Source organism: Paraburkholderia aspalathi (assembly GCF_900116445.1).
Classification (GTDB): domain Bacteria; phylum Pseudomonadota; class Gammaproteobacteria; order Burkholderiales; family Burkholderiaceae; genus Paraburkholderia; species Paraburkholderia aspalathi.
Genome location: NZ_FPBH01000025.1, coordinates 1 through 25956, shown reverse-complemented (window position 1 = coordinate 25956; position 25956 = coordinate 1). Strand labels below are relative to the sequence as shown.

The following is a 25956-nucleotide window of genomic DNA, read 5'->3' as shown; positions in this document are numbered from 1 at the left end:
ATGAGCATACACCATCTATATCCCCAATCTGGAATCAGTCAAAGTGCAGTCATCGCAAACGCGATTCGATGCAACCCAATCCAAGGAGTACGGACATGAACTCACCCGTCGTTCTTATCACTGGCGCGCTGACCGGTATCGGCCGCGCTACCGCTCTTGCTTTTGCTCGCGAAGGAAACCGCGTGGTCGTCAGCGGTCGTCGCGAAGAGGCAGGTCAGGCGCTTGCCGCCGAATTGCGCGCGCTCGGTGCTGAAGCTGAATTCCTGCGCGCCGATGTGCGCTTCGAAGCCGAAGTGCGCAGCGTAGTCGAGCAAACCGTGGCGCGTTTCGGGCGCCTCGACGTGGCGGTCAACAACGCAGGCACGGAAGGTCAACTGGCGCCGATCGTCGAGCAGACAGCAACCAACTACGAAGACACGTTCTCGGTCAACGTGCTCGGCACGCTGCTGTCGCTCAAGCACGAAATGCGCGTGATGCTGGAGCAGGGCGCGGGTTCGATCATCAACCTCTCCTCGATCGCGGGCCAGGTGGGCATTGCGGGCGCGTCGGTTTACGCAGCCAGCAAGCATGCGGTCGAAGGTCTCACGAAGAGCGCGGCACTCGAAGGCGCTGCCGCAGGCGTGCGCGTCAACGCCGTGGCGCCGGGGCCTGTCGCCACCGAAATGCTCGACCGTTTTGCCGGCGGCAGCGAGGAGGGCAAGGCCGGTTTCCTCGCGACGATACCGGCGCGACGCGCCGCGACTCCGGACGAGATTGCCCAGACCATCGTATTCCTTGCGAGCGACAAGGCGCGCTACCTCACAGGACAGAACATTGCAGTCGACGGCGCCTATACCGCGCAATAACGCACAGGTTTTTCCACCCAGCTTCATTCATCTTTTTTACTCAGGAGTATCACCATGACCACCATCAACGTCCCGACACGCGACGAAGTTTCCCCGGCTAACCAGGCTATCTTCGACAAGCTCAAGAGCAGTCTCGGCACAGTGCCCAACCTGTACGCGACGCTGGCCCATTCGGAGCATGCGCTCGGCAGCTACCTCGCGTTCCAGAACGCGAAGAGCAGCATCACCGGCAAGGCGCGAGAAATCGTGAACCTCGTCGTGAGCCAGGTCAACGGCTGTGAGTACTGTCTGGCCGCCCACACGATGATCGGCAAGATGAACGGCTTCACCGACGAACAGATTCTCGAAATCCGCAGTGGCAAGGCAAGTTTCGACGCGAAGTTCGACGCGCTCGCGCGCCTGGTGAAGAACATCACGGTCAACCGCGGGCACGCCGATCAGGCGCTTGTGGATGCGTTCTTCGCTGCGGGCTGGACCAAGGCCAATCTGGTCGACACGATCGTCGTGATCGGCGACAAAACCGTCACTAACTACCTGCACTCCACGACTCATGTGCCGGTGGATTTCCCTGCTGCGCCGCAACTTACTGCATGATGGTTGCAGCCGGGCAACGCACGGTGTTCATGAGATGCCCGCATTGCCCGGCTGACTGGAGCGTTACCTGTATCTATCCAGTCAGCGATCCCGGCATGTCAGCCAGGTGCCTGACTACAATGAAGAGCCTTGAAAGCAATCCCGATGAACTGCAAGCGATCAATTAAGCACGGAGAAGACGATGATAGAACGACACATGGTGACGACAGCGTTTGACCTTCCGGGCCACAGGATAGAGCGCTCATTCGGCGTCACTCGCGGGATCATCGTTCGGTCCCGGTCCATCGTTGGCGCACTTGGCGCATCGCTGCAGACAATTTTCGGAGGCAACATCACGCTTTACACGTCGCTGTGTGAGCGAGCGCGGCAGGATGCATACGACCGCATGATTGCCCAGGCCGCGGACCTGGGCGCAAACGGCATCATCGGTATGCGGTACGACGCAACCGAGATAGCGAGGGGCATTACGGAGGTGCTGTGTTACGGGACGGCGGTCCGCGCGACGTTGCTGGCTTGAAGAGCCTGTGCCGATCAGCGCTGAGAACATGACCACATGGTCATGTAATGCTTTGCGAGTGAAATGGGTTTGTATGCCTGCATGAATCGTGGCACGATGGTTTTTTGACCGGGCGTGATTCTGGGCGATCCGCGCCAGTAGTGGCGAATCGCACATGTGTCGAATATAACTATGCATCGCAGGCGTTTTGTATTGGCTGCACTGAGTGCGGCAGGCGTGACGCTCCGTGCGCATGCAGCATCCGTAGACCCATTCGCTATCGTATACCCGCACTACCGCCCCGAAGATTGGGCACGTGCGATCTTCCCCCTGGCGGTGCTCGACCTCGCAATGAAAGCGGCCGGCGCCGATTACGTGGCGCGGCAGGCTGACGTCCTGATGGAACGGGGGCGTGCGCTGGCAGAACTGGCGGGCGGGAGCAACGCCATCAATCTGCTCTGGACGAGTACGGACGCCGAGGCGGAACGCGGCTTGAACGTGGTACGGATTCCTATCAATCGCGGGCTGATCGGCCACCGGATTTTTGTCATACGAAAAGATCGTCAGGCTGATTTCGACAGGGTGAGGAACCTGGACGATCTGAAGGCATTGACGGGCGGTCAGGGGCTTGGCTGGATCGATACAAAGATCATGAGAGCAGCCGGTCTGAACATAGAGACGGTTCCCTATGAGACGGTGTTCGACATGGTCCAGGGTGGCCGGCTGGACTATTTTCCGCGCGGTGCTATTGAAGCTTTCGCGGAACTGGACGAGCCGCGGCACAGAGATCGGGATCTGGTTGTCGAGAAGCACCTGCTTCTGAAATACCGGTCGGACTTTATTTTCTACGTCTCCACGAAGCACGCAAGCCTCGCCCAGACCATTAACAGGGGGCTGGAGAAGGCCTATCTCGACGGATCGTTCATGCGGCTGTTCAACTCGCATCCCTACATTCAGGACGGGCTGCTGCGTTCCAACCTCGCGAGCCGCAAGGTCTTCGTTCTCGACAATCCGTATCTTTCCGAAGAAGATCGCCGGATCCCGGGCAAGTACTGGATGAGCTAATGTCGTGCGGGCTTGGAGGCGTGCTTTGCTTCAAGCATCATCGTGTCGCCGGCCATCTTAAGAAAACTATCAACGATTGGATTGGTGTACTGCAGCTGCGGACATACGGTGAACCCCCGAAACATGACGTCCGGTGAAAACGGCCGAAACTGGATCTTCGTGGGATTGGCATCGATAGTCGCGAGCGGATTCACGATGCCGATTCCCAGCCCGCGCGACACCATCGCGCAAATCGTCGCGCCGTATGGCGTTTCGATAGTCGGCACCTGATTGACTTCCGCCTGACGCAACACGCGATCCAGCGACGACCGCGTGTCGTCCGCATACGAAGCCAGAATCAACCTTTCGTTACGCAGATCGCGTGCATGGATACGTTTGCGCGCGGTCAGCGGATGCCCGGCCGGTAGCGCACACACGCCGGGTAGCCGGTATAACTCGGCGCTCGTCACACCGAACGCCTCGGGCGTAGTCGTAGCAAAGCCGATATCGCAATAGGCCGACGACGCCCAACGCTGGATCGTGCCTTCACTGCGCATTTCCAGCGATATCGCGATGCGTGGATAGACGGCGAGAAAACGCTCGATCACCATCGGGATGAACGACAACGCCAGCACCGGCGCCGCGACAAGCCTTAGACGGCCACTGCCGAACTGGCGGATTTCACGCGCGGAATGCGCCAGTTTCTCGATACCCACAAAACTCCGGTCCACTTCGCGATAAAACGCGCTCCCCGCATCCGTGGCCTGAATCCGTCCGCCGTTGCGCGTGAACAGCGCCAATCCCGTCGAAGCTTCCAGTTCCGCAATCAACCGGCTGACGCTTGGCTGCGACGTGCCAAGCTCCTCGGCGGCGGCGGTCATCGAGCCGCGCAACATGACCAGCCTGAACGCATCGATCTGCCGCTGATTCATCGTTTTGCCTCGTCTGCCTTCGTTAATCCGGCTCCCAGCTTGCCATATCAAATTTGAATGGCGGACGTTTTTGGTCGTATTTGACCGGATGGTCGACGAAATCCTAGACTGGCTTGCATCTTCTTACCGGCCATAGACGATGCGCTCCGATGCCCTGCTGCTTCACGACGATTTTCGCGTGGCCCCGTACTGGTGGGACGCCGCGCCGCCCGAAACGGCCCGTGACGCGTTGCCGTCCGGCGTCGACGTGGTGATCGTCGGCAGCGGCTATTGCGGCTTGTCGGCGGCTGTGGAAGCGGCGCGCCTCGGCGCCAGCGTCGCCGTGCTCGACGCTGCGGAGATCGGGGCGGGCGGCAGCACGCGCAGCGGCGGCATGGTGTCGAGCGGACAGAAACTCGCGCTGACCAATGCGATTCGTGGCGTATCGGCAGAGCGGCTGGGACGGCTGATGCGCGAGTCGATGGCGAGCTTCGATTACCTGAAGCGCCTTGTCGCCGAGGAGTCGCTCGACGCCGATCTGCAGATCACGGGGCGTTTCTTCGGCGCATTCACGCCGCGCCACTTTGATCGTTTGCGGCGCCAGGGCGATCTGTTGCGCGACAAGACCGGCGTGACGGTGCACGTCGTGCCGCGCGCGGAGCAGCACACGGTGATCGGCTCCGATTACTACTACGGCGGGATTCTCGTCGATGAATACGGCGGTTTGCATACGGCGAAATATCATCGCGCGCTGCGCGATCTCGCGCGGCGTTGCGGTGCGACTTTGCATTCACATGCGGGCGTGGAACGAATCGAACGCAATGGCGCGGGTTTTCGGGTTCACGCAACGCGAGGCAAAATCGACACGAAGCATGTGCTGGTCGCGACCAACGGCTACACCGGACGGCTGCTGCCGTTCTTCGCGCGGCGAGTGCTGCCGGTCGCGAGTTACCAGATCGCGACGGAGCCGCTGCCGCCCGGGCTGATGGCCGTGCTGAATCCGGGGCGGCGCATGATCAGCGATTCGAAGCGCAATCTGTTCTACACGAGGCCATCGCCCGATGGCACGCGAATGCTGTTCGGCTCGCGCCCTGCTATCCGCGAGGTGAGCGAGCGTGAAGCGGCGAGGATGCTGCACGCGAAGATGATCGAGTTGTGGCCCGCACTGCGCGACGTGCGCATCACGCACGCGTGGAAGGGCTACGTCGCGATGACGGGCGACAAGCTCGCGCATATCGGTGAACAGGACGGCATTCACTACGCGCTCGGCTGCAACGGCAACGGTGTCGCGCTGATGAGCTATCTGGGCTCGCGAGTCGCGAGATCCATGCTCGGACTCGATGCACAGGCGGGCGCGTTCGGTGAGGGCACGTTTCCGGTCAGCCCGGCCGGCATGGCGAGCCGCCTGAGCGTGCCGGTCGGCACGGCGCTCTACGCGTTCGACGATTTCTGGAGCGGCCGCGCGCGCGCCGCGCTTTCTTGACAGACTTCCCATCGCAGGTCCTTTCGACGGAGCAAACATCATGCGTTTTCGCCATCTTCTCAGCCTCTTTGCGGTTGTCGTGCCTTTATCGCTCGCGTTGCACGGCAACGCCCGTGCCGACGACATCGGCACGCTGACGCCCGGCAAGCTGGTCGCCGGCGTGGATGCGAACAACAAGCCGTATTCGTATATCGACAACGGCAAGATGACGGGCTTCGACGTCGAACTGCTGCGCGCCGTCGCGGCGAAGCTCGGTCTGAGCGCCGAGTTCCGCGCGCAGGATTTCAGCGGACTGCTGCCGAGCGTCGCGAACCAGCAGATCGATCTGGCCGCCGGGTCGATTTCGATCACGAAGGAACGCCTGAAGATGGTCGATTTCTCAGAGGGCTATCTGACGGGTCTTCTGAGCGTAGCAACCTTGCCCGACAGCACGATCACGAGCGATCCGTCATCGGTGAAGGGCAAACGGATCGGCGTCGTGCAGGGCACCATTGAGGACACGTATTCGGACAGCTACCTGCCGGGTGCGCAGATCGTGCGCTTTCCGAACCTGAACGCGGGATTCCTCGCGATGCGCTCGAAATACATCGATGGCTACTTCGTGGATAAAACGCTCGTGGAGGGCTTGCAGGGCAAGTATCCGCAAATGGACATCGCGGACAAGCTCGACATCTCCGCCGTCAACCTGCCTGCCGGTTTCCCGGTGCACAAGGGCAACGCCAAGCTCGAGGCGGCGCTGAACAAGTGCATCGGCGAACTGGTCGCGGACGGCACCTGGCTTAAGCTGTACCTGCAGTTCCACCCGGGTTATTCGAAGCCCGCGAGCCTGCCGCCGTACGCGATGAAGACCGATAACTGATTGAGTTCGGCCGACTGCGGACCGGCGGCTGAACCCGCCGCCGACGCTCAACAGGGAGCGCACCATGAATGCTTTCTTGCAGAACTTTCTCGACTGGCCGTTGCTGATCTCGTCGATACCGTCGTTGCTGTGCACGGGCCTCGTCAACACGCTGGTGCTATCGGTGTTTTCGACCGTGTTGGGGATCGTCGCGGGCATGATGCTCGCGTTGATGACGGTGTCGCATACGCGCTGGTTGATGCTGCCCGCACAGGTGTTCATCGACGTGTTTCGCGGGCTGCCGGCCGCGCTCGTGATCCTGCTGGTCGGCCAGGGACTCGCGCCCGTGGGGCTCGCGATCTTCGGACCCAATCCGTATCCGCTTGCGATCGTGGCACTTGGGCTGATCTCGTCCGCGTATATCGCGGAGATTTTTCGTTCCGGCATTCAAAGCGTGGGACGCGGACAACTGTCCGCGTGTCAGGCGCTCGGCATGACATACTGGAGCAGCATGCGCCACGTGATCGTGCCGCAAGGCGTGCGGCGTATCTTGCCGGCGCTTGCGAACCAGTTCATTTCGATCGTCAAGGATTCGAGTCTGGTCTATTTTCTCGGCCTGCTGACTTCGCAACGCGATCTGTTTACGATCGGCCAGAACACGTCGGTGAATACCGCGAACCTGTCGCCGCTGGTGGCCGCGGGTGCGGTGTATCTGCTTGTGACCGTGCCGCTCACGCACGCGATCAATCACATCGACCGCTGGACCAACCGTCATGCGAATCCGGCGCGCGGCAATTCCAGCACACGATTGTCACGCCGGCAGCGCAAGGTGCAGGCTTCGGCCAGTTCGACTGTGCCGGTCAGGGCCGGCATCGCCGATCAACATAACTAGTCTTCACAGGCAGGACACCAGCCACAATGGGACCCAAAGTAGAAACGGTCGCTGACGACACCACCTTGCCCGCGCAAGTCGATGTCGTCGTCATCGGCGGCGGCATTATCGGCGTGAGCACGGCCCTTTATCTGAGCGAGAAAGGATTGCAGGTCGCGCTATGTGAGAAAGGCCATATTGCGGGCGAGCAATCGAGTCGCAACTGGGGGTGGGTGCGCGTCACGCATCGCGACATGCGCGAGTTCACGTTGAGCATCGAAAGCCTGAAGCTGTGGCGGAAAATGGATGCGACGCTCGGCATCGACACCGGCTTCAACCAATGCGGCATCCTCTACATGACCGACGAAGACGCCGTGATGGACAGTCATCACGTATGGCTCGACAAGGCGCGCCACGTAGCGGGCGATACATTCGACACGCGCGTGGTGGACGGGCGTGCCGTTGCTGAACTGTTGCCCGGCGCGACGAAAGCGTTCAAAGGCGGACTCTACACATCCGGCGACGGTCGCGCCGAACCGCAAAAGGCGGCACCGGCAATCGCCAATGCGTTGCGCAAACGCGGCGTCAAGATTCTGACGCCATGCGCCGCCCGTGGCATCGAAACAAGCGCAGGGCGCGTCAGTGCGGTCGTCACCGAGCACGGCGCGATTCGTTGCAACAGCGTCGTGGTCGCGGGTGGCGCGTGGTCGCGGTTGTTCTGCGGCAATCTGGATGTCGACGTACCGCAACTGCTGGTAAAAGCCTCCGTGCTTCGCACCGAGCCGCTCGACGGTGGCCCGACCTGTAGCGCGAGTAACAAGAAATTCGCGTTTCGCAAGCGCGCCGACGGCGGCTATACGGTCGCTTTTGGCTTCCGCACCTACAGCGATCTCACGCCCGATTCCTTTCGTCTGTTCTTCAAATATGTCGAAGCGTTGAAGAGCCAGCTGGGCGCTTTGCGCATCGGCATCGGTGCTCGTTTCTTCGATGAATTGCGCCGTCCGCGTCATTGGGCGCTTGACCGTCCCACAGCGTTCGAAGCGGTCCGCACGCTCGATCCCGAACCGATCACCCGTTACACCGACGCAGGTTTGCGCGAGTTCATCAAGGTCTTCCCGCATCTGGCGCACGCGCGAATCGCGCAGCGCTGGGCGGGCTACATGGATGTGACGCCGGACGCGATTCCAGTGATCTCCGGTGTCGATACCGTGCCGGGCCTCTTTATCGGCACCGGCTTTTCGGGGCATGGATTCGGCATCGGCCCGGCGGCCGGAAAGCTGATGGCGGATCTGGTGACGAACGACACACCGCTTGTCGACCCGCATGCGTTCCGCCTCAACCGGTTCAGCGACGGAACCAAGATTGTGATCGACGCGGGCTTCTAAGGTGGTTTTCCTACGCTTTCTACGGAGCTATCCGTGCAAAGAGTGGCGATTATTTGCCGAGCCACTTCGCGCTCATTTGCGCATACTCGCCATTCGCCTGCCTCAGATGCAGCCACTGGTCGACAAAGTGTTTGAACACGTCGTCGCCGTTCGGCAGCAGGTAGCCCATCTCGGCATATTGCAGCGGCTTGTCGGGATTGACGGCACATAACTCGGGATGCGCCTTGCTCTGCACGATTGCCTCCGCAGCTTCGGTAACGAAGACGTCCGCGTGTCCCTTGATGATCTCATCGAAGATCGTGAGGTTGTCCGAGTGCATGGTCAATTGGGCGTGACTCAGTTTCGTCCTGGCGAACTTTTCGTTGCTGCCGCCCGGATTCGCGATCACGCGGACGGACGGTTGGTCGATCGCTTCGATGGACTGATATTTGGCGACGTTTTCGCAGCGTGTAAGCGGCGTTTTGCCGTTGACCATATACGGCGTGCTGAAGTAGGCCTGTTTCTGCCGCTCAAGCGAAACTGAAATGCCGCCTGCCGCGATGTCGCATTTACCTGCGACGAAATCCGGCAATAGGTTCGCCCAGGTGGTCTTGACGAATTGCGGTTTCGCGTTGAGAGCCGTGGCGAGCGATCCCATCAGATCAACGTCAAGTCCTTCGAATTCACCCGGTGCGCGCTGGAAGCTGAACGGCTTGTAATCGCCCGGCGTGCACACCCGCAGAATGCCGCTCTGCGTGACACGCGCGAGCGTAGACGGCGGCGGCGTCTGTGCAAATGCAAAAGACTGCGCGAGCAGCAAGGTCAACGCGACAACGAATTTCATAGTCCAACTCCGTCAAGAATCAATTGAAAAGATCAGAAGGATTATCACAGCCAGAATTTCCAGAAAAAATATCCGGTCATCACAAAGCTGAAGATCAGAATCAACACACGCAGCAGGTTTGCGTCGATGCGCTGGGCAACACGCGCGCCCCACAGGCCGCCGATCAGCGAACCGGCCATCATCAGCGCGGCCGAAGCCCACGCGACCTGCCCGCCCACCGCGAGCGCTGCGATCGACGCACCCGCCGCCACCGCGCCCAGTAGGTTCTTGAAACCGTTCAGCAGTTGCGTCTCGCGCATACCCGACATGCTCAGGCCTGCCATGACGATGATCCCGCTGCCTGCATTGAAGTAGCCGACCATCAGGCTCGCGAAGAATTGGATCGTCGTATGAAGCCGCGTGGCTTTCCCGCCAGAGGCCGCCGCCACATCCGTGGACCGGCGCGCCGCTGCCACCACGCGCGGCGCCAGCAGGAACATCAGCGTAGCCAGCAACATCAGGAGGGGAATGGCACGCGTGAACGTTGCGGCCGGTGTCATGAGGAGGAGTGCGCCGCCCGTTACGCCACCGGCGAGACTTGCTGCCGCATAGCGCAGTAGCCGGCGGGAGTCGCCGGAGAGGCGATGCCGATAACCATAGGCGGCTGTTATCAGGCCGGGCCACGCGGCAACGGCGCTGGTCGCATTCGCAACCGTCGGCGGTACGTTAAAGAACAGCAGTGCCGGCAGCGTGATGAAACTGCCGCCGCCCGCGATCGCGTTGATCACACCGCCGCACAGACTGGCGACGAAGAGAAAGGGATATTCGTAGGGATGCACGTCGGACCTCGCAAGAAGGCCCTCAGTGTCAGGGTTATCCCGAGGCAGAATTTATTCTTATCAGAGCGCTTCCGCCGCATCAAAAAAAGGAAATCTTTTGGATCATCAGCATCACGAGAGTTTTTTACTTTTGACGAACGCCCAGTCGTCCAAGCCGTGGTGGCAGACAGTCGGGATGCTCTATCAAAGACAGTGTTCAGCATGTCTTGCCTGTGCGTGGCGCGACTTGCTTGCCATAACGTGATGTCATGGGCACCACAACAATTGCGGCGTTGTCGCCATTAAATAGACTCACTATATTGGGCTCAATGCGCATTACATCTACGATCTCTTTCGCTTAACCCTTTCGAGGACAAAGTCGTGATCAAGAAGCCCATGTTGCGCCCGCTTGCGGCGGTTCTGATTCTTGGTGTCGCGGGTCTGGTGCCTGCGTGTCTCACGCCTGCTTTTGCTGCGGGGAAGATTACCTTTGTTTCTCAAGGCGGCACGTATCAGGAAGCGCAGACCAAGGCGATCCTCGATCCTGCGGCGAAACTGCTGAACATTACCGTCAACCAGGACAGCATCCCGGACGCGTGGCCGCAGATCAAGGCGCAGGCCGCAACCGGCAAGCCGATCTGGGACGTGGTCGATACGCCGACGTCCAACTGCCTGCGCGGCGGCCACGAAGGCCTGCTGGAGAAGCTGGATTTCTCGAAGATTCCGAACGGGGCCGCGATGCCCGAGAAATATCGCACGCCGTATTCAGTCGCCTATGAGTTCTATTCGACGGTCATCGGCTACAACAAGAAGTCGTTGAAGAAAGTGCCGCAGAGCTGGGCCGATTTCTGGAATGTGAAGGGATTCCCAGGTACGCGTGCGTTGCGCAACGATCCGCAGACGGTGCTCGAAGCCGCGCTTCTGGCAGACGGCGTGCCGCGCGACAAGCTTTATCCGCTGGACGTCGATCGTGCGTTTAAAAAGCTTCAACAGATCAAGCCGGACGTGACCGTCTGGTGGACCTCGGGCGGGCAGTCGGCACAATTGCTGCACGACGGCGAAGTCGACATGACGATGATCTGGAACGGCCGCGCAAGCGCCGTGCGTAAAGACAACCCCGATATCGACTTCACGTTCAACGACGGCATTCTGCAGAACACCCAGTTATGCGTGCTGAAGAACGCGCCGAACCTGGCCGACGCGATCAAATTCGTCAACGCCGCTGTCTCGCCCGAATTGCAGGCGAATCTGCCGCTGTATATCGACTATGGCCCGGGCAATCCGGCGGCCTTCAAGACCGGCAAGATCGACGCGAAACGCGCGAGCGAGCTGCCGAGCTCGCCGGACAACGCGGCGAAGCAGGCGCTCATGTCGGAGGAGTGGTGGGCCTCGGACGCCGGCATTCAGGCGAAGGCGCGCTGGCTCAAGTTTATGCAGTAAGGCGCAGGCTGACGTCGACGCGCGGGCTCACAGGCTCCCGCGCACGTTTTGCTCAGGTTTCAACGCCCGCGTATTCATCGAACGTGATCGACTATCTGATTCTCGGTGGCGGTTCGGCGGGCTGCGTGCTCGCCGCGCGCCTGTCCGAAGACGCCGGCAAGACCGTCTGCCTCGTCGAGGCCGGCCGCAATATCTCGCAGACGGACATGCCGGCTGCCGTGCGCAGCCGGTATCCTGGTCGCGCCTATCTCGACACGGCGAACATCTGGCAGCGCCTGAAGGCGCGCATGAGCATGTCGGCAACGACACGACGCTACGAACAGGCGCGCCTGCTCGGCGGTGGTTCGGCAATCAATGCGTTGATGGCGAATCGCGGCGCGCCCGCCGATTACGACGAATGGCACGCGCTTGGCGCGCACGGGTGGAACTGGAACGCCTGCCTGCCGTACTTCCGCAAACTCGAATCCGATTGCGACTTCGACGGCGAACTGCACGGCAAGAGCGGCCCGGTTCGCATTCAGCGCACGAACTGGGCACGCATTTCGCCCTTCGTGCGCGCGGTGCTCGCCACGCTCGCAGCGCGCGGCCACGTGCGGCGTGACGATCAGAACGGCGGGTGGGAGGACGGTACGTTCATCGGATCGATCGCGGTGAGCGAGGCCGGCGAGCGGATCCCGACGTCGGTCTGTTATCTCGACGATACCGTGCGTGCCCGTCCGAACCTCCAGATTCGCACCGGAATGCTCGTCGAGCGCGTGCTGTTCGATGGCACGCGCGCAGTCGGTGCGCGCATCGTCGGCAGCGAGGGTAGGGATGGCAGGAATGACGCGGGCGAAGAATTGCGCGCCGCGCATGTCATCGTCTGCGCCGGCGCGATCCACAGCCCTGCGCTGCTGATGCGAAGCGGCATCGGCCCGGCCGCTGAGCTCGCCGCGCTCGGTATCGAAGTGCGCGCGGACCGGGCCGGCGTCGGTGGCAATCTGATGGAGCATCCGTCGATCGCTGTTTCCGCGGTTTTGCCGCGGGCCGCCCGCACGCCGTTTCCCGACGAGCATCACGAGCAGGCCATCGTGCGCTTTTCGTCAGGCATGCACGGTACCGTGCCCGGCGACATGCACGGTGCGATCCTGTCGCGTTCGGGCTGGCATTCGGTGGGCCACCGGCTCGGTACGATCTTTTTCTGGGTGAACAAGTCCTACTCGCGCGGCCGGGTGACGCTCACTTCAGCGAGTCCGCATAGCGAGCCCGCAGTCGATTTCAACATGCTGTCCGATGCTCGCGATCTCGAACGTCTGAAGGGCGCGCTGCGCTTCGGTGCTGAAACGCTGGCCGATCCGATGATGGCGAAGCATCGCGCAACGCTTCTGCCTTCGAGCTATTCGCCGCGTGTCGCGAGTGTGGCCGTGCCGGGTGCGTGGAATGCGTTGCAACGCGGCACGCTGAGCGCGCTATTGGATATCGCGGGTCCGTTTCGCGCGTGGCTGGTGCGACGCGTGGTCACTCAGGGCGTGACGCTGAACGACCTGCTCGCGGACGACCGTGCCTTGACGCAATTCGTCACGCGCTCGGTTGGCTGCACCTGGCATCCGTCGGGAACCTGCCGGATTGGCGCCGTCGACGATCCGCTCGCTGTGTGCGATGCGCGTGGCGCCGTGTATGGCGTGAACGGGCTTTATGTGTGTGATGCGTCGCTGATGCCGTCAATACCGTGCGCCAACACGAATATCCCGACCATCATGATCGCGGAGCGCATCGCGGATATGCTGCGTGGCCGCGCCTAGGGACTTGCTGGGTCGAGAAAGGGAAGGCGGCCCGTCGACCGCCGCGACGCTCAGTTGCCCTCAGCCCCCATACCCCACGATGCCTTTCACCTCAAGAAATGCCTCGAGCCCCCACTCGGCGTATTCGCGCCCATTGCCTGACTGCTTGTAGCCGCCGAAAGGCGAGCCGGCATCCCACGACGGGTAGTTCAGGTACACGCTGCCCGCCCGCAACCTGAACGCTACCCGCCTCGCGCGCTCGTGATCGGCGCATTGCACATAGGCCGCGAGGCCGAAGGGATTGTCGTTCGCAATCGCGATCGCATCATCTTCGTCGCGATACGGCATGATCGCGAGCACGGGCCCGAAGATCTCTTCGCGCGCGATCGTCATAGACGGACGCACGTTCGCGAACACAGTCGGTTGCACGTAATAGCCGCGTTCGAGACCGTGCGGACGGCCGAGGCCACCGGCCACGACTTGCGCGCCCTCGTCGATGCCGGCTGCGATCAAACGTTCCACGCGCTCAAATTGCACGCTGCTGACAACCGGCCCCATCGTCGTGCGCTCGTGGTCTGCGGGGCCGACGCGATGTGCTTCCGCCGCCCGCCGGGCAATCGCCACCGCCTCGTCATGGCGCGCCTCCGGCACCAGCATGCGCGTCGGTGCATTGCACGACTGGCCGCTGTTGTTGAAGCACGAGTTGACGCCCGCCGTCACGGCGGCTTCAAAGTCGACGTCGTCCAGCAGAATGTTGGCCGACTTGCCACCCAGCTCCTGATGTACGCGCTTGACGGTCGGCGCCGCGAGCTTCGCGATCTCGATGCCCGCGCGCGTCGAGCCGGTGAACGACACCATGTCGACATCGGGATGCGCTGCAAGCGCCGCACCAACGGTCGGTCCATCGCCGTTCACGAGATTGAAAACACCGGGCGGCACGCCCGCGGCGTCAAGAATCTCCGCGAACAGCAGGGCGTTAAGCGGCGTGACTTCGCTGGGTTTCAACACCATCGTGCAGCCGGCCGCAATCGCGGGCGCAGCCTTGCAGACGATCTGATTGATCGGCCAGTTCCACGGCGTGATGAGCGCGACGACACCCACCGGTTCGTGATTAACGAGCGCGGTGCCTTTATTGCGTTGCCACGCGAACGTTTCGCACGTGCGGATCAATTCGTCTAGATGCCGCCGTCCGATCCCTGCTTGCCATGCGTGCGCCATCGCGCGCGGGGCGCCCAGTTCGCGCGAGATCGTGTCGCCCATCTCGTCGTGACGTTCAAGAAAAACCTCGAGAATGCGGCGGATCAGCGCGAGGCGCTCGGCGGGTGTGGTCTGCGAGAACAACGTGAACGCGCGTTTTGCCGCAGCGACAGCGCGATCGATATCGGCGGGTGTGCCCATTGCCACTTCGGCGAACGCTTCTTCGGTGCAGGGATCGATGACCGGCAGGCGTGCCGTGCCCGACGGCTCGACCCACGCGCCGTCGATATAGAACTTCAGTGCATTGATCATGTGATAGGTGTGTAGGTGGAGTTCAGGCGCGCGCCGCGCCGGAGCGCCGGCTCACCACGACGATCATCACGAGGCACAGCGTCAGCGCCGTGAGCATCGTACTGATCGCGGCAATGGTCGGATCGATCTCGTCACGCAGCGTGACGAACATGCGGCGCGTCAGCGTCTGGTTCGAGCCGCCCGACACGAACAGGGCGACCACCGTTTCGTCGAGGGCCTGTATGAACACGAACACGGCGCCAGAAATAACGCTTGCCTTGATCTGCGGCAGCGTCACCGCCATGAAGCTGCGAAAGCGATTCATGCCGAGGCTGCGGGCGACCATTTCCTGGGTGCGGTCGAAGGTGCGAAGGTCAGCGCCGACCGAGATCAGCACATACGGCAGCCCGAGCATCGTATCCGCGAGAATCAGCCCGCCGAGCGTATTCACGTAGCCGGCCTGCGAGTAGACGAAAAACACGCCCACCGCGACGATGATGATCGGCACCATCAACGGCAGCATCAGCAGCGTGCGCAGATAGCGCATGATCCAATGTGTGCCGTTCTGGATCGCGTAGGCAGCGCACACGCCGAGTGGTGTGGCGAGCAGTGCGGCGCAGACCGAGGCGGTCAGCGTAGTGCGCGCGGCGTCGATCCACGCGGGGTTGTCGAAGAAGGAGTGATACCAGCGCAGCGAATAGGCGGGCGGGGGGAAGGTCATGAAGCGCGTGTCGGAGAACGACAGCGGCACGACGATCAACACCGGCACCATGAGGAACAGGAGGATCAGCACGACCGCCGCACCGAGGACGATCCGTCCGAACGAGAGCTTTGTCATTTCGCGCCCAGGGTCTTTTCGAGTGGCACCACACGGCTCGCGGCGTAGAAAATCGCGAACACGCAGATCAGCAGCACGACGCTCACCGCGCTCGCCGCGCCCCAGCTGTTGTAGATCTCGACGTTGCGGCTCACCACCATCGACACCATGATCGACTTGCCGCCGCCCATCAACTCAGGCGTGATGTAGAAGCCGAGGCACAGCACGAACACGAGGGTGACGCCGGCGAACACACCGCTCATTGAAAGCGGCAGGAACACGCGCATGAACACATGCAGCGGCGAGCCGCCCAGACTCGCGCCCGCCTGCGAGAGATTCGGCGGAATCTTCTGCATGGCCGAATAGAGCGGCAGCACCATGAACGGCAACAGGATATGAACCATCGCGATGATCGTGCCAAACTGGTTGTAGGCGAGTTGCACAGGCCGGTCGATCAGGCCCGAGGCGATCAAGGCCTTGTTGACGAGGCCCGTGCGCTGCAGCAACACGAGCCACGCGTAAGTGCGCACGAGCACGCTCGTCCAGAACGGCAGGATGACCATGCCGAGCACAAGCGCACTCAGCTTCGGCGACACCGAGGCCGCGAAGTACGCCACCGGATAGCCGAGCACCAGCGTGATGACGGTCACGATGATGCTCAGTTTGAACGTAAGCAGGAAGGTTTCGAGGTAAGCGCCTGAGAACATGCGCCGATAGTTCTCGAGCGTGAAGCCGTCGTGATAGATGGACTGCCACGACAACCAGGCGAGCGGCACGACAAGCAGCACGACGATCACGAGGAGCGCCGGCGCCATCAGAAGAAGCATCGTGCGATCTTCGCGCCGCTGGTAGCGCACGGCAGGATCGGACTCGGTGGCCTGCATCAATGAGTGTCCTTGGAGCATCCGTTTGGCGGTCGTCATCATGCACCTACGGCGTCGAGAAACTGATACCACGCGGCGACGAGCCTCACACCCGGCGCGCGCAGCGAATGAAAAGGCACGGGCCGCAGACCCGGCGCGCCGAGCAACGAAAGCTCGGGCGTCTCGCCGAGGGCGAGCGCGGCGGCATGCTGTCCGAGCAGGCTGGCCATTGCGACGCCTGCTCCGTTATACCCCAGACAGAAGGTGGTGGCATCGTCGCTGCGCCCGACATGCGGCAGCGAATTGAACGTCATGCCGACATAGCCCGACCAGCGATACGCCACGGGTACATCCGCGAGATCGGGAAAGAGCCCGACCATCGCTCGCTGCAGTCCATCGAAGCCGGTCGTCTGGCCTTCCTTGCCGAACGCGTCACGGCCGCCGAACAGCATGCGGCCGTCGACCTTGCGGAACCACTTCATCATGCGGCGCGTTTCCGTGTAACTGCGGCGTTCGACCATCAGGCGCGCGTCGAGATCGGCGGGCAGGCGCTCGGTGGCGATCATTGCGCTGCGGAACGGCACGAGTTCGCGTTGATACGGCGAGGTGGCCGGCGTGAGATCCGAATAGGCATTGGTCGCGACGATCACCTGCTTCGCACGCACCGTACCGCCTGGCGTGCGCAACGTCACGTGCGTATCGCCGGGCGCGCGATGCATCTGCAGTACCGGTGTCGATTCGTAAATCGGCACGCCGCGCAGCGTCATGCCGCGCGCGAGTCCGCGCAAGTATTCGAGCGGCAGGATCGTGCCGGCATCCTTGCTCAGCACGCCGCCAACAAAACCCTTCGACCCCGTCTCGCGCTCGACTTCGGCGCGCAACTGCACGCTCATCGATGTATCACCGAGCGTCGCGCGTACCCAGTCGGCTTCGGCGCAGATCGCCGCGAGCGCGCGCTCGGTGTGCGCGCAGCGCAGGCTGCCCGTGTGCTCGAAGCGGGCCTGCGTGAGCCCGAACTCGTCGACCAGCGATTCGACCACCCGCACGCCTTCATGCGCGAGCCGGTGCATACGCTTCGCGGTATCGAGGCCATGCAACTGGTCGATCGTGGGAAACGACAGCCTGAATTTCGACGACACGACGCCGCCATTGCGCCCACTCGCGGCCCAGCCGACCACGTTCGCGTCGAGGACGGCGCAACCGACGCCGCGTTTTTGCAGCGCATAGGCTGCGGCGAGGCCCGAGTAGCCCGCGCCGATCACCGCGACTTCGACGTCGAGATCGCGCGCGAGCGGCGCGCCGGTGCTGACCGCCGCGCCCCCATCGGGCGATGCCGCAGCAAGCGCTTGCCAGAGCGAGTCGGGCAGGGGCGAGGGGCGTGCCTTCGGCGCGAGCATCGGCTCAGGCGGCGAGGCGCGCTTCGGCTTCGACGGCGTCCGCGAGCTCGGCGAGCGTCGGGAACGTGAAGGTCGGCGTCGTGACGGCCTCGGGCACCGGCGTGGCGCCGAAGCCCTTCTTGCCCTGACGGCGCTCGATCCAGCAGGTCGCATAGCCGAGTTCCGTGGCGACGCCGATGTCGTGGTACTGGCTTTGCGCGGTGTGCAGGATCTCGCCGAACTTGTAGCCGAATGCCGCCTGACGGCCGCGGTTGTATGCGAAGAATTGCGGGTCAGGTTTGGCAACGCCGGTTTCGTCACAGCAGACCGTGTCGTCGAACGGGTCGCCAAGCGTGTGTGCGTAGGCCGACAGTGCGACGCGGTCCGCATTGGTCATGGCAACCAAGCGGAAGTGTTTCCGCAGACGCTTGAGCGCGGCGACCGAATCGGCGAAGGCGGGCCATTCGAGCACGTCGCGCTGGAACGCGGCGGCCGATTGCGCGTCGTCGGGCAGACCGAGTTCCTTCGCCAGCGACAGGTAGACGTTGGCCATTTCATGGCTCGAGCGGCCCGGATGGGTCGCACGGCCGCGCATGTACGGCTCGAAGATCTGGTCGTCGGTCAGGTCCTTCGCTGCCGGGCCGCCGAGGCGCCGCACGGAGGCGAGCACGCCGCGCTCGAAGTCGATGAGTGTGCCGACGACGTCGAACGTCAGGACCTTGAAATCGGTGAGCTTCATGAAATCATCCTTTTGCAATTTGCTGTGAAAACGGGAGAGGGAGTGCCCCAAGCGCGGGCGGCTAAAAAATGAGAGGAGTCAGGCGGGCACGACGATCGTGTCCTGTGGATCGAGAACGACGCTCATGGGCGCGCCCGGTTCCGGGATGCGCCGGCGCGCGTCGTAGCCGCCGGGCTGCCTGAGGCTGATGGCAGTGCCGTCGGCGAGCGTGGCGAACACGCGCAGGCTTTCGCCTTGGTACAGCACTTCGGTAACGTGGCACGACAGACGATTCACGCCGTCGCGCCGCTCGCCGCCGTCGATCACGAGTTTTTCGGTTTGCACCGCGAGCAGCAGCTTGTCGCCGCGCGGCAGCGGGTGCGCCGTGCGCAGAACCGTATCGCCGAGGCGCACGGCATCGTCGCCGGCGCGCGTCACGGCGAGCAACGTCGCCTCACCGATGAAGCTCGCCACGAACGCGTCACACGGACGGTCGTAGAGCCGCTCAGGCGTGTCGATCTGCACGAGCCGGCCGTTCTTCAGCACGGCCACACGGTCGCTCATGGTGAGCGCCTCGCGCTGATCGTGCGTCACATAGACGATCGTCGCGCCGAGCTTGCGATGCAGCCGCCGCAGCTCGATCTGCATGGTTTCGCGCAGTTGCTTGTCGAGCGCGGAGAGCGGCTCGTCCATCAGGATCAGTTGGGGCTCGAAGACCATCGCGCGGGCGAGCGCCACGCGCTGGCGCTGGCCGCCGGACAGTTGACCGATACCGCGGTTTTCGTAGCCCGAGAGTTCGACCATGGCGAGCGCATCGGCGACCTTCTTCGCCCACGTTGCTTTGGGCTGACGGCGCGCGCGCAGCGGAAACGCGACGTTCTCGCCGACGCTCATGTGCGGAAAGAGCGCGTAGTTCTGGAAGACGATGCCGATGTCCCGTTTATGCGGCGGCGCAAATGTAATGTCGCGCTCACCGACCCAGACCGCACCCGAACTCGGCTGCACGAAGCCGCCGAGAATGCCGAGCAGGGTGGTCTTGCCTGACCCCGAAGGACCGAGCAGCGAGACGAATTCGCCCGGGGCGATGTCGAGCGACACGTCGTCGAGGGCCACGACCGGGCCATAACGTTTCGCTGCCGATCGGATCGAAACACCTGTTTTCGCTCGTGCGTCCATTGCGTCCTGTCTCGCTGTAGAGGCCTGCGTTAGGGAAAATATAGGCCGCGTCATTATTGACGGCAATTCCCAAATTGTTGGATAAGGCATAACATCAGGTCATGCCTAACCTTCGCAAAAAACTGCCGAGCGCCAATGCGCTGTTCGTGTTCGAAGCTGCCGCGCGCTGCGGCAACTTCACGCGCGCGGCGCAGGAGTTATATGTGAGTCAGCCCGCGGTGAGCCGCATGCTGGCGCGCATGGAAGACCATCTCGGCGTGCGCCTTTTCGAGCGCGTGCGGGGTGGGATCGAGCTGACCGAGAACGGCAAGATCCTCTACCGGAAGATCTCGGAAGGCTTCAATGGCATAGAAGGCGCGATACGGGAGATCGAGGCGCGTGCGACGGGCGTCGAGTCCGTCACGCTCTCGGTGTCCACCGCGTTTACTACGCACTGGCTGATGCCGCGCATGAGCCGGCTGAACCAGGCGTTTCCGAATGTCGATTTGCGGTTTCAGCTGATCTCGGGGCGTATCGGTGGGCCGCTCGTCGATGTCGATCTCGGCATGCGCTTTTTACGCGAGGACGAGATCGGCGAGAACAGCGTGCTGGTGATGCCGGAGACGCTACTGCCGGTATGCAACCGGCGCTATCACGAGACAGCCGCGACGCAGACGGGCCGTGAGCACGGCGACACGGTAATCGTGATGGACGACGGCGAGCGCGGCTGGCATGAGCGCTTCGCCACGTTCGCGGCACACGGGCGGCACGTGGCGAGCATGCTGAGCTTCAACGACTACGCGATCGTTGTGCAGGCGGCGCTGTTGGGGCAGGGCGTCGCGCTTGGCTGGCTCAATGTGGTGTCGCATTGGCTTCTCGAGGGCGCGCTGCTGCCGGCGGAGGAGGAGTTGATCGTAACGAACCGGCGCTGCTGTCTGGTGTGGCCGGAGAATCGGCCGTTGCGGCCGGTTGCAGCGGATGTGCGGGACTGGATCATCGAGGAGACGCGTGCCGATGTGCGGGCTGTCGACCGCAATTATCCGAAGCTGGGACTGCGGCGTTTGCTGGCAGAGGCGGGGCTCGTGATCGGGCCGGGCCAGGATGATGGGCGAAGGGTTAAGGCAGCCACGCCTTGATTGCGCGGCAGGAGGTCCGCCCCTCGTTGTTCCAGCCGGCCCTGATTTCCAGGCCCGCACTCCCCGACACAATCAGGCCAGATCGCGTCCGCCGGTTTCTTCGAGCATCGTCACGGCGCAGAGCGAAATGATGACGCACGCAATCATGTACCAGGCCGGCGCCATCGTATTGCCCGTCACCTTGATAAGCCACGCGACGACGAGCTGCGCCGTGCCGCCGAACACCGACACCGCCACGGCATACGCGCTTGCCAGATAGCCTGCGCGCACATGTTTCGGGAAGTTTTCCGGCATGAGCGCATACGCGGGCGCCGAACCCATCGTGTAGAAGAACATCAGAAGGACGATCAGGCCGGTGACGACCGGCAGCGTCGGAAACTGGTTCATCAGCCAGAACGCGGGATATAGCAGCGCGATCAGCACTACGCGTCCCAGCACGGTCAGCGGCTTTCTACGGCCCATGCGGTCCGACAGCGCGCCCCAGATCGGGCACATGAGCAGCGAGACACAGGCGGCGCCAATCGAGACCAGCATCGACAGCTTGGGCGGCATCTTCAGATACTGAATCGAGTAGGTGGGGATGTAGTACATCAGCACGTAGGTCGCGACTGTCATGCCCATGATCGCGAAGACCGTCAAAAACCATTTGCGCACGAGGGCCGGTTCGAAGCGCGAGTGCTCCGTTTTGACGGGCTCATCGTCCACGATATGCCGGCGCAGATACACGCCCACGGGCATGATCAGCGTGCCGGCCAGAAACGGAACGCGCCATCCCCAATCGAGCAGCTGCGGACCGGTCAAATGATAGGTGAGCAACGCAGCCATACCCGAGCCGAGCAGGGCGGCCGCGCCCTGGCTCGCCAGCTGCCAGCTTGCGCGAAAGCCACGCCCTTTTGCAGAACCTGTTTCCAGCAGGGTCGCGGTGGCCGCGCCAAACTCGCCGCCCTGCGCAAAACCCTGCACGAGGCGCGCCACCACGATCAACGCGGGCGCGGCAATGCCGATCGTCTCGTAGGTCGGCGCAAGACCGATCGCCGCAGAGCCGACTGCCATCAGGAAGATCGTCAGCGTGAGCGCGGCCCGGCGCCCGCGCTTGTCCGCGTAATGGCCGAGCACGAAGCCGCCGACGGGCCTCGCCACGAAGCCGATTGCGAACGCCGACAATGCCAGCAATGTCGACACGACGGGATCCTGCGACGGAAAGAACAGCTTTGCGATGGTCAGCGCGAAAAAGCTGTAGACCGTGAAATCGAAGAACTCGAGCAGATTGCCGACGACGGCCGCCACGACAATGCGGGTCTGCGAAACCGCAATCGTGCCGGACGACGTAAGAGGCTGGGTTGACATGGTTTAGGTCCTCACCGTAGGTGTATTTATGATGGATCCGTCTGCGCTTTCTGATGGGCGCTTAGACTTTCGACGCAAGAAACCGCTCGACCAGCCGCGTCCAGAATGCGGCGCCGACGGTCAGGTTGTCGTCGTTGAAGTCGTACTTCGCGTTGTGCAGCATGGGCGTGTCCTTGCCATTACCCACGCGCAGGAAGCAGCCCGGCTTCTCTTGCAGGTAAAAGGCGAAGTCCTCGCTGCCCGCGATCGGACCAAAGCCGTCGACCACGCGTTCGTCGCCCACCAGTTCGCGCGCGACCTGTAGCGCGAATTCAGTCTCCTGCGTGCTGTTGACGAGCACCGGGTAACCCGGCACATAGTCGATCTCGACGCTGGCGCCGTGCGCTTGCACATGCGCGTTGGCGAGCGCGCGGATGCGTGCTTCGAGCAGCTTGCGCACCTCGGGATCGAACGAGCGCACGCTCAACTGAAGACGCGCCGTTTCGGGGATCACATTGGGCGCGTGTCCCGCATTGAACGCACCGATCGTGACCACGGCGGGCTGCATCGGATCGATGTTGCGCGACACGACGGTTTGCAGCGCCGTCACGAGTCCTGCGCCGATCACGAGCGGATCGGTGGCGAGATGGGGGCGGGCAGCGTGACCGCCGCGGCCGTGGATCGTGATGTCGACGGTATCGCATGCGGCCATGAACGGACCGCTGCGGAACATGAACGTGCCCGCCGGTGCGCCGGGATGGTTGTGCAGGCCGAAAATGGCCTCGCAGGGGAAGCGCTCGAACAGTCCGTCAGCGATCATGCGTTGCGCGCCGCTATCCGAGCCGACTTCCTCAGCGGGCTGGAAGACGAGATGGACGGTTCCGTCAAAGCGGCGCGTGCGCGCCAGATGCCGCGCTGCACCAAGAACCATCGTCGTGTGACCGTCGTGACCGCATGCGTGCATCTTGCCCGGGTGAACGCTGGAATAGGGCAGGCCCGTGGCCTCGGTGATGGGCAGGGCGTCCATATCGGCGCGTACCGCAACGGCCCGCGACCCCGTTCCCGACTTCAGCGATGCGACCATGCCCGTTCCGCCCAGACCGCGCGTGACTTCGTAACCCCAACTTTCGAGCGCTTCGGCGACAAGATCCGATGTCTGGAACTCCTGGTAAGCCAGTTCAGGATGCTGGTGCAAACGGTGGCGGATGCCGCGCAATTCATCGTTCAGATCGCTGGTTTCATCGAGCGTGCAAAAGTGCTGGGTATTGGGCATTTGGATTGACGTGCATATAGAAAGCGAGGCGTCAGTATTTCGCTGCAAAAACGTGCGATCAATGACGTCTTTCGGTCGATAATGTTGACTTGAATGTCAACAGTCGAGAAAGCATGTCAACCGACACCGATATCCCTCAAACAGGCGCCCTCAATCCGCGCAGCCTGCGCTATCTGCATAAAATCGCCGTGCATGGTGGCGTGCGGGCGGCGGCGGACGCGCTCGGCATCAATGCGTCGGTGATCAGCCGGCAGGTGACGCAGCTGGAGCGCGCGCACGGCGTGGCGCTGCTCGAGCGGCAGGGCCGGCGCGTGACGCTCACGGAAATCGGCCTGAGTCTCGTCGATCACTTTCGTGAAAGCCGGCGCCGCGACGCGGAGATGCTGGTGCAACTGGAGGACTATCGGGGGCTGCGGCGTGGACGGATCGGCATTGGGTGCGGCGAGGGGTTTGTCGGCAATCTGATGGCGATCGTACTCGAGCGGTTTAGCGCGCAGTTTCCGGATATCGTCGTCGATCTGCATACGGGCGCGACGTCCGAAATCATCGCGATGGTTCGCAACGACGAGGTCGATCTTGGCCTATGCGCGGGCGGGGCGAGGGACCCGGCGATACGCTCGCGCACATTTCGCGCCGCGCCGTTCTGCGCGTTCGTGAGCCCGCGGCATCCGTTGGCGGGACTGCAGCGTATCCGCTTCGAGCAGCTTGCCGATGCCCGCCTGATTTTCATGCCGCCGCGTTTCGGCGTTCAACAGTATGTCGACTCGATCATTCGCGCGGAGCGGCTCAGCCTGACGCCGGCTTACCGGTGCGATATGTTTGCCGCGGCGCAGGCGATTGCGGCAGCGGGGCTTGGGGTCGCCTTCATGTCGACTGATGCCGCGCGGCAATATCTCGACGCTGGCAAGCTTGTTGCGCTTGAGATCGATCATCCGATTGCACGCGACTTCAGCAGCCAGGTGATACGCCGGGTTGGCCGGCGTTTGTCGCCGGCGGCGGAGTTTTTGTGGAAGCAGTTGGTGGGGGCGATGCAGAGGGGGTGGGCGGCGGCTGGGAAAGACTAATGCTATGCACACACGTGTTATGGCTTCTCCACCCGAATTTTGCTTCAAGATATCCATCTGACTCGTTTATCAGCGGATTCGCGTTTATCGGTGCGGTTGCGTTGCTCAGTGCGGAGTCTTACATTTTCGTACTGAGTAACGTCAAACTTAGCGATGGGTCGCGCAGGCCATCCAGATGCTTTCCCAATCCTTGCGTCGCTTCACTTGTAAAAACCTTCGAAGGCGATCAGATGCAACCTTCCGACTACGCACATGAAGACATAGGCAATCTGGTGCTGCTCGAGCATATCAACCTCACGATACCGGACCAGAGTCTCGCGACTGCGTTCTATGTCAGCGGACTTGGACTCACGCGAGATCCTTATCTGATGACCGGCCCGAACAATATGTGGATCAACATCGGTCGTTCACAGATTCACTTGCCGCACGGCGACGCGCAGCGACTGCGCGGACACGTGGCACTGATCGTGGGCAAGCGCGAATCGCTGGTCGCACGGCTGCGCGCAGTTCGGCCCGTACTCGATCGAACCGCGTTCGGATGGACCGAGCGGGCCGACCGCGTCGAGATCACCTGTCCTTGGGGAAACCGGTACGACTGCCTTGATCCGAATGCGGATCAGGCGAACGCTCCATGGTCGCGCATCGATCTCGGCATTGCTTATGTGCAACTTGATGTGCCGCTTGGCTGCGCGGGGTCGATTGCCGCTTTTTACCGCGAGGTATTCAATGCGTTCGTCGAGGTCCGCGACCACAACGGTTCGCAGCAGACGGCAATTGCGGTCGGGACGCATCAGCAGCTTATCTATTCAGAAACGCCCGCTGCCAACCTGGAATACGATGGACATCATATCCAGATCTATGTCGCAAACTTCTCCGAGCCCTACGCACGACTCGCTGCGCGCGGGCTGGTTTATGACGAGGAGCCTCATCAATATCGCTTCGCCGACGTCATCGATCCCGTGAGCGGCGCGCATTGCTTCAAGCTCGAGCATGAGGTACGTAGTCTGCGTCATCCGCTCTATGCGCGACCTCTGGTGAATCGAAATCCGGATCAAAGTAACAGGAACTACCGCATGGGTGGCGACGCGCGCAGAGGCGTGTTCTAGTCGGCGCGACCAGCTTCGTCGGTGCGACTAGCAAAACGTCGCGCGGCCAATGCATTAATGACAAGCGACGCATCGAGACGATCAACGTGGATGAACGAGCGTGACGTCGACCCCAAGTGGTTTAATTGGTTCTGATCCAAATAGGCTCAGCGAATCAGGTGCAGCGTTCGACCGAACAATCTGGTGATCGGTGATGAGCAAACGGAAAGGCGTGGACGAGAGTGTTCTCAGCCGTTTATAATTTTACATAATATAAATTATCAACAATTAAGTTGTAGAGGCTAAGTTGTAATGTCCGCTTTTAGCCAAGTTCAAATGTCCGCTTCGAGGCGGCATAAGCTTACCCG

General features: G+C 62.2%; 24 protein-coding genes. 13 read left to right on the top strand and 11 right to left on the bottom strand.

What is annotated here, in order from left to right; all coding sequences use genetic code 11:
* Nucleotides 1–95 precede the first annotated feature (95 nt).
* The 4 genes from BM438_RS30935 to BM438_RS30920 all read left to right on the top strand — a co-directional run bounded on the left by BM438_RS30935 (nucleotide 96) and on the right by BM438_RS30920 (nucleotide 3000).
* Nucleotides 96–845, top strand: coding sequence for an SDR family NAD(P)-dependent oxidoreductase (locus BM438_RS30935; protein WP_093642637.1), 750 nt, complete (start codon nucleotides 96–98; stop codon nucleotides 843–845).
* Between the two features lie 54 nt (nucleotides 846–899).
* Nucleotides 900–1439 carry a carboxymuconolactone decarboxylase family protein gene (locus BM438_RS30930; protein ID WP_093642634.1) on the top strand — a complete coding sequence of 180 codons (540 nt, stop codon included), beginning with the start codon at nucleotides 900–902 and terminating at the stop codon, nucleotides 1437–1439.
* Nucleotides 1440–1620: 181 nt separating this feature from the next.
* Entirely contained in the window at nucleotides 1621–1956 is a 336-nt protein-coding gene (locus BM438_RS30925; protein ID WP_093642632.1) for a YbjQ family protein, read from the top strand.
* A gap of 192 nt (nucleotides 1957–2148) precedes the next feature.
* A complete protein-coding gene (locus tag BM438_RS30920; RefSeq protein WP_341865795.1) occupies nucleotides 2149–3000 on the top strand; it encodes a hypothetical protein in 852 nt (283 codons plus the stop codon).
* On the opposite strand, the gene BM438_RS30915 is transcribed toward BM438_RS30920, so the two are convergent.
* On the bottom strand, nucleotides 2997–3911 hold the full coding sequence (locus BM438_RS30915) for a LysR substrate-binding domain-containing protein (protein WP_093642628.1): 915 nt from the start codon (nucleotides 3909–3911) through the stop codon (nucleotides 2997–2999). The genes BM438_RS30920 and BM438_RS30915 overlap by 4 nt on opposite strands.
* Before the next feature lie 139 nt (nucleotides 3912–4050).
* Here BM438_RS30915 and BM438_RS30910 point away from each other — a divergent pair, with 139 nt between their 5' ends.
* The 4 genes from BM438_RS30910 (at nucleotide 4051) to BM438_RS30895 (ending at nucleotide 8467) form a co-directional block, all read left to right on the top strand.
* On the top strand, nucleotides 4051–5373 hold the full coding sequence (locus tag BM438_RS30910) for an NAD(P)/FAD-dependent oxidoreductase (RefSeq protein WP_093642625.1): 1323 nt from the start codon (nucleotides 4051–4053) through the stop codon (nucleotides 5371–5373).
* Nucleotides 5374–5413: 40 nt separating this feature from the next.
* Complete coding sequence (locus tag BM438_RS30905) at nucleotides 5414–6232, top strand: ABC transporter substrate-binding protein (RefSeq protein WP_093642622.1); 819 nt, start codon at nucleotides 5414–5416, stop codon at nucleotides 6230–6232.
* Between the two features lie 64 nt (nucleotides 6233–6296).
* Entirely contained in the window at nucleotides 6297–7103 is an 807-nt protein-coding gene (locus BM438_RS30900; protein WP_093642619.1) for an amino acid ABC transporter permease, read from the top strand.
* 26 nt (nucleotides 7104–7129) lie between these two features.
* Nucleotides 7130–8467: an NAD(P)/FAD-dependent oxidoreductase gene (locus tag BM438_RS30895; protein WP_093642616.1), complete on the top strand. Its 1338-nt coding sequence runs from the start codon at nucleotides 7130–7132 to the stop codon at nucleotides 8465–8467.
* A 49-nt stretch (nucleotides 8468–8516) separates the two neighbouring features.
* Here the strand turns inward: BM438_RS30895 and BM438_RS30890 are convergent, their stop codons facing one another.
* Both BM438_RS30890 and BM438_RS30885 read right to left on the bottom strand, forming a co-directional pair.
* Complete coding sequence (locus BM438_RS30890; protein WP_093642613.1) at nucleotides 8517–9290, bottom strand: transporter substrate-binding domain-containing protein; 774 nt, start codon at nucleotides 9288–9290, stop codon at nucleotides 8517–8519.
* Nucleotides 9291–9334: 44 nt separating this feature from the next.
* Nucleotides 9335–10108 (bottom strand): sulfite exporter TauE/SafE family protein, encoded by a 774-nt coding sequence (locus tag BM438_RS30885; RefSeq protein ID WP_054042915.1) that lies wholly within the window; start codon nucleotides 10106–10108, stop codon nucleotides 9335–9337.
* Between the two features lie 360 nt (nucleotides 10109–10468).
* Between BM438_RS30885 and BM438_RS30880 the strand changes: the two genes are divergently transcribed.
* Both BM438_RS30880 and BM438_RS30875 read left to right on the top strand, forming a co-directional pair.
* Nucleotides 10469–11527, top strand: coding sequence for an ABC transporter substrate-binding protein (locus BM438_RS30880; RefSeq protein WP_093642607.1), 1059 nt, complete (start codon nucleotides 10469–10471; stop codon nucleotides 11525–11527).
* An 83-nt stretch (nucleotides 11528–11610) separates the two neighbouring features.
* Entirely contained in the window at nucleotides 11611–13308 is a 1698-nt protein-coding gene (locus BM438_RS30875; RefSeq protein ID WP_093642605.1) for a GMC family oxidoreductase, read from the top strand.
* Nucleotides 13309–13368: 60 nt separating this feature from the next.
* Here the strand turns inward: BM438_RS30875 and BM438_RS30870 are convergent, their stop codons facing one another.
* The 6 genes from BM438_RS30870 to BM438_RS30845 all read right to left on the bottom strand — a co-directional run bounded on the left by BM438_RS30870 (nucleotide 13369) and on the right by BM438_RS30845 (nucleotide 19725).
* A complete protein-coding gene (locus BM438_RS30870; RefSeq protein WP_093642602.1) occupies nucleotides 13369–14796 on the bottom strand; it encodes an aldehyde dehydrogenase family protein in 1428 nt (475 codons plus the stop codon).
* Nucleotides 14797–14818: 22 nt separating this feature from the next.
* Nucleotides 14819–15613: an ABC transporter permease gene (locus BM438_RS30865; RefSeq protein ID WP_093642599.1), complete on the bottom strand. Its 795-nt coding sequence runs from the start codon at nucleotides 15611–15613 to the stop codon at nucleotides 14819–14821.
* Nucleotides 15610–16476, bottom strand: coding sequence for an ABC transporter permease (locus BM438_RS30860; RefSeq protein ID WP_244179500.1), 867 nt, complete (start codon nucleotides 16474–16476; stop codon nucleotides 15610–15612). The genes BM438_RS30865 and BM438_RS30860 overlap by 4 nt, the downstream gene beginning before the upstream one ends.
* Nucleotides 16477–16514: 38 nt before the next feature.
* On the bottom strand, nucleotides 16515–17852 hold the full coding sequence (locus BM438_RS30855; RefSeq protein WP_093642593.1) for an NAD(P)/FAD-dependent oxidoreductase: 1338 nt from the start codon (nucleotides 17850–17852) through the stop codon (nucleotides 16515–16517).
* A 4-nt stretch (nucleotides 17853–17856) separates the two neighbouring features.
* Nucleotides 17857–18570: an HAD-IA family hydrolase gene (locus tag BM438_RS30850; protein ID WP_054042905.1), complete on the bottom strand. Its 714-nt coding sequence runs from the start codon at nucleotides 18568–18570 to the stop codon at nucleotides 17857–17859.
* Between the two features lie 78 nt (nucleotides 18571–18648).
* Nucleotides 18649–19725, bottom strand: coding sequence for an ABC transporter ATP-binding protein (locus BM438_RS30845; protein ID WP_093642590.1), 1077 nt, complete (start codon nucleotides 19723–19725; stop codon nucleotides 18649–18651).
* Between the two features lie 101 nt (nucleotides 19726–19826).
* Here BM438_RS30845 and BM438_RS30840 point away from each other — a divergent pair, with 101 nt between their 5' ends.
* On the top strand, nucleotides 19827–20840 hold the full coding sequence (locus tag BM438_RS30840) for a LysR family transcriptional regulator (RefSeq protein WP_093642585.1): 1014 nt from the start codon (nucleotides 19827–19829) through the stop codon (nucleotides 20838–20840).
* 72 nt (nucleotides 20841–20912) lie between these two features.
* Here BM438_RS30840 and BM438_RS30835 read toward each other — a convergent pair whose 3' ends face one another.
* Both BM438_RS30835 and BM438_RS30830 read right to left on the bottom strand, forming a co-directional pair.
* Nucleotides 20913–22187, bottom strand: a complete 1275-nt coding sequence (locus BM438_RS30835; RefSeq protein ID WP_093642582.1) for an MFS transporter — start codon at nucleotides 22185–22187, stop codon at nucleotides 20913–20915.
* Between the two features lie 61 nt (nucleotides 22188–22248).
* A complete protein-coding gene (locus BM438_RS30830) occupies nucleotides 22249–23439 on the bottom strand; it encodes a M20 aminoacylase family protein (RefSeq protein WP_093642579.1) in 1191 nt (396 codons plus the stop codon).
* A 113-nt stretch (nucleotides 23440–23552) separates the two neighbouring features.
* Between BM438_RS30830 and BM438_RS30825 the strand changes: the two genes are divergently transcribed.
* A complete protein-coding gene (locus tag BM438_RS30825) occupies nucleotides 23553–24503 on the top strand; it encodes a LysR family transcriptional regulator (protein WP_093642576.1) in 951 nt (316 codons plus the stop codon).
* A gap of 230 nt (nucleotides 24504–24733) precedes the next feature.
* The gene (locus BM438_RS30820; RefSeq protein ID WP_093642573.1) at nucleotides 24734–25609 is read left to right on the top strand and encodes a VOC family protein; all 876 of its coding nucleotides are present in this window, start codon (nucleotides 24734–24736) and stop codon (nucleotides 25607–25609) included.
* Nucleotides 25610–25956 lie beyond the last annotated feature (347 nt).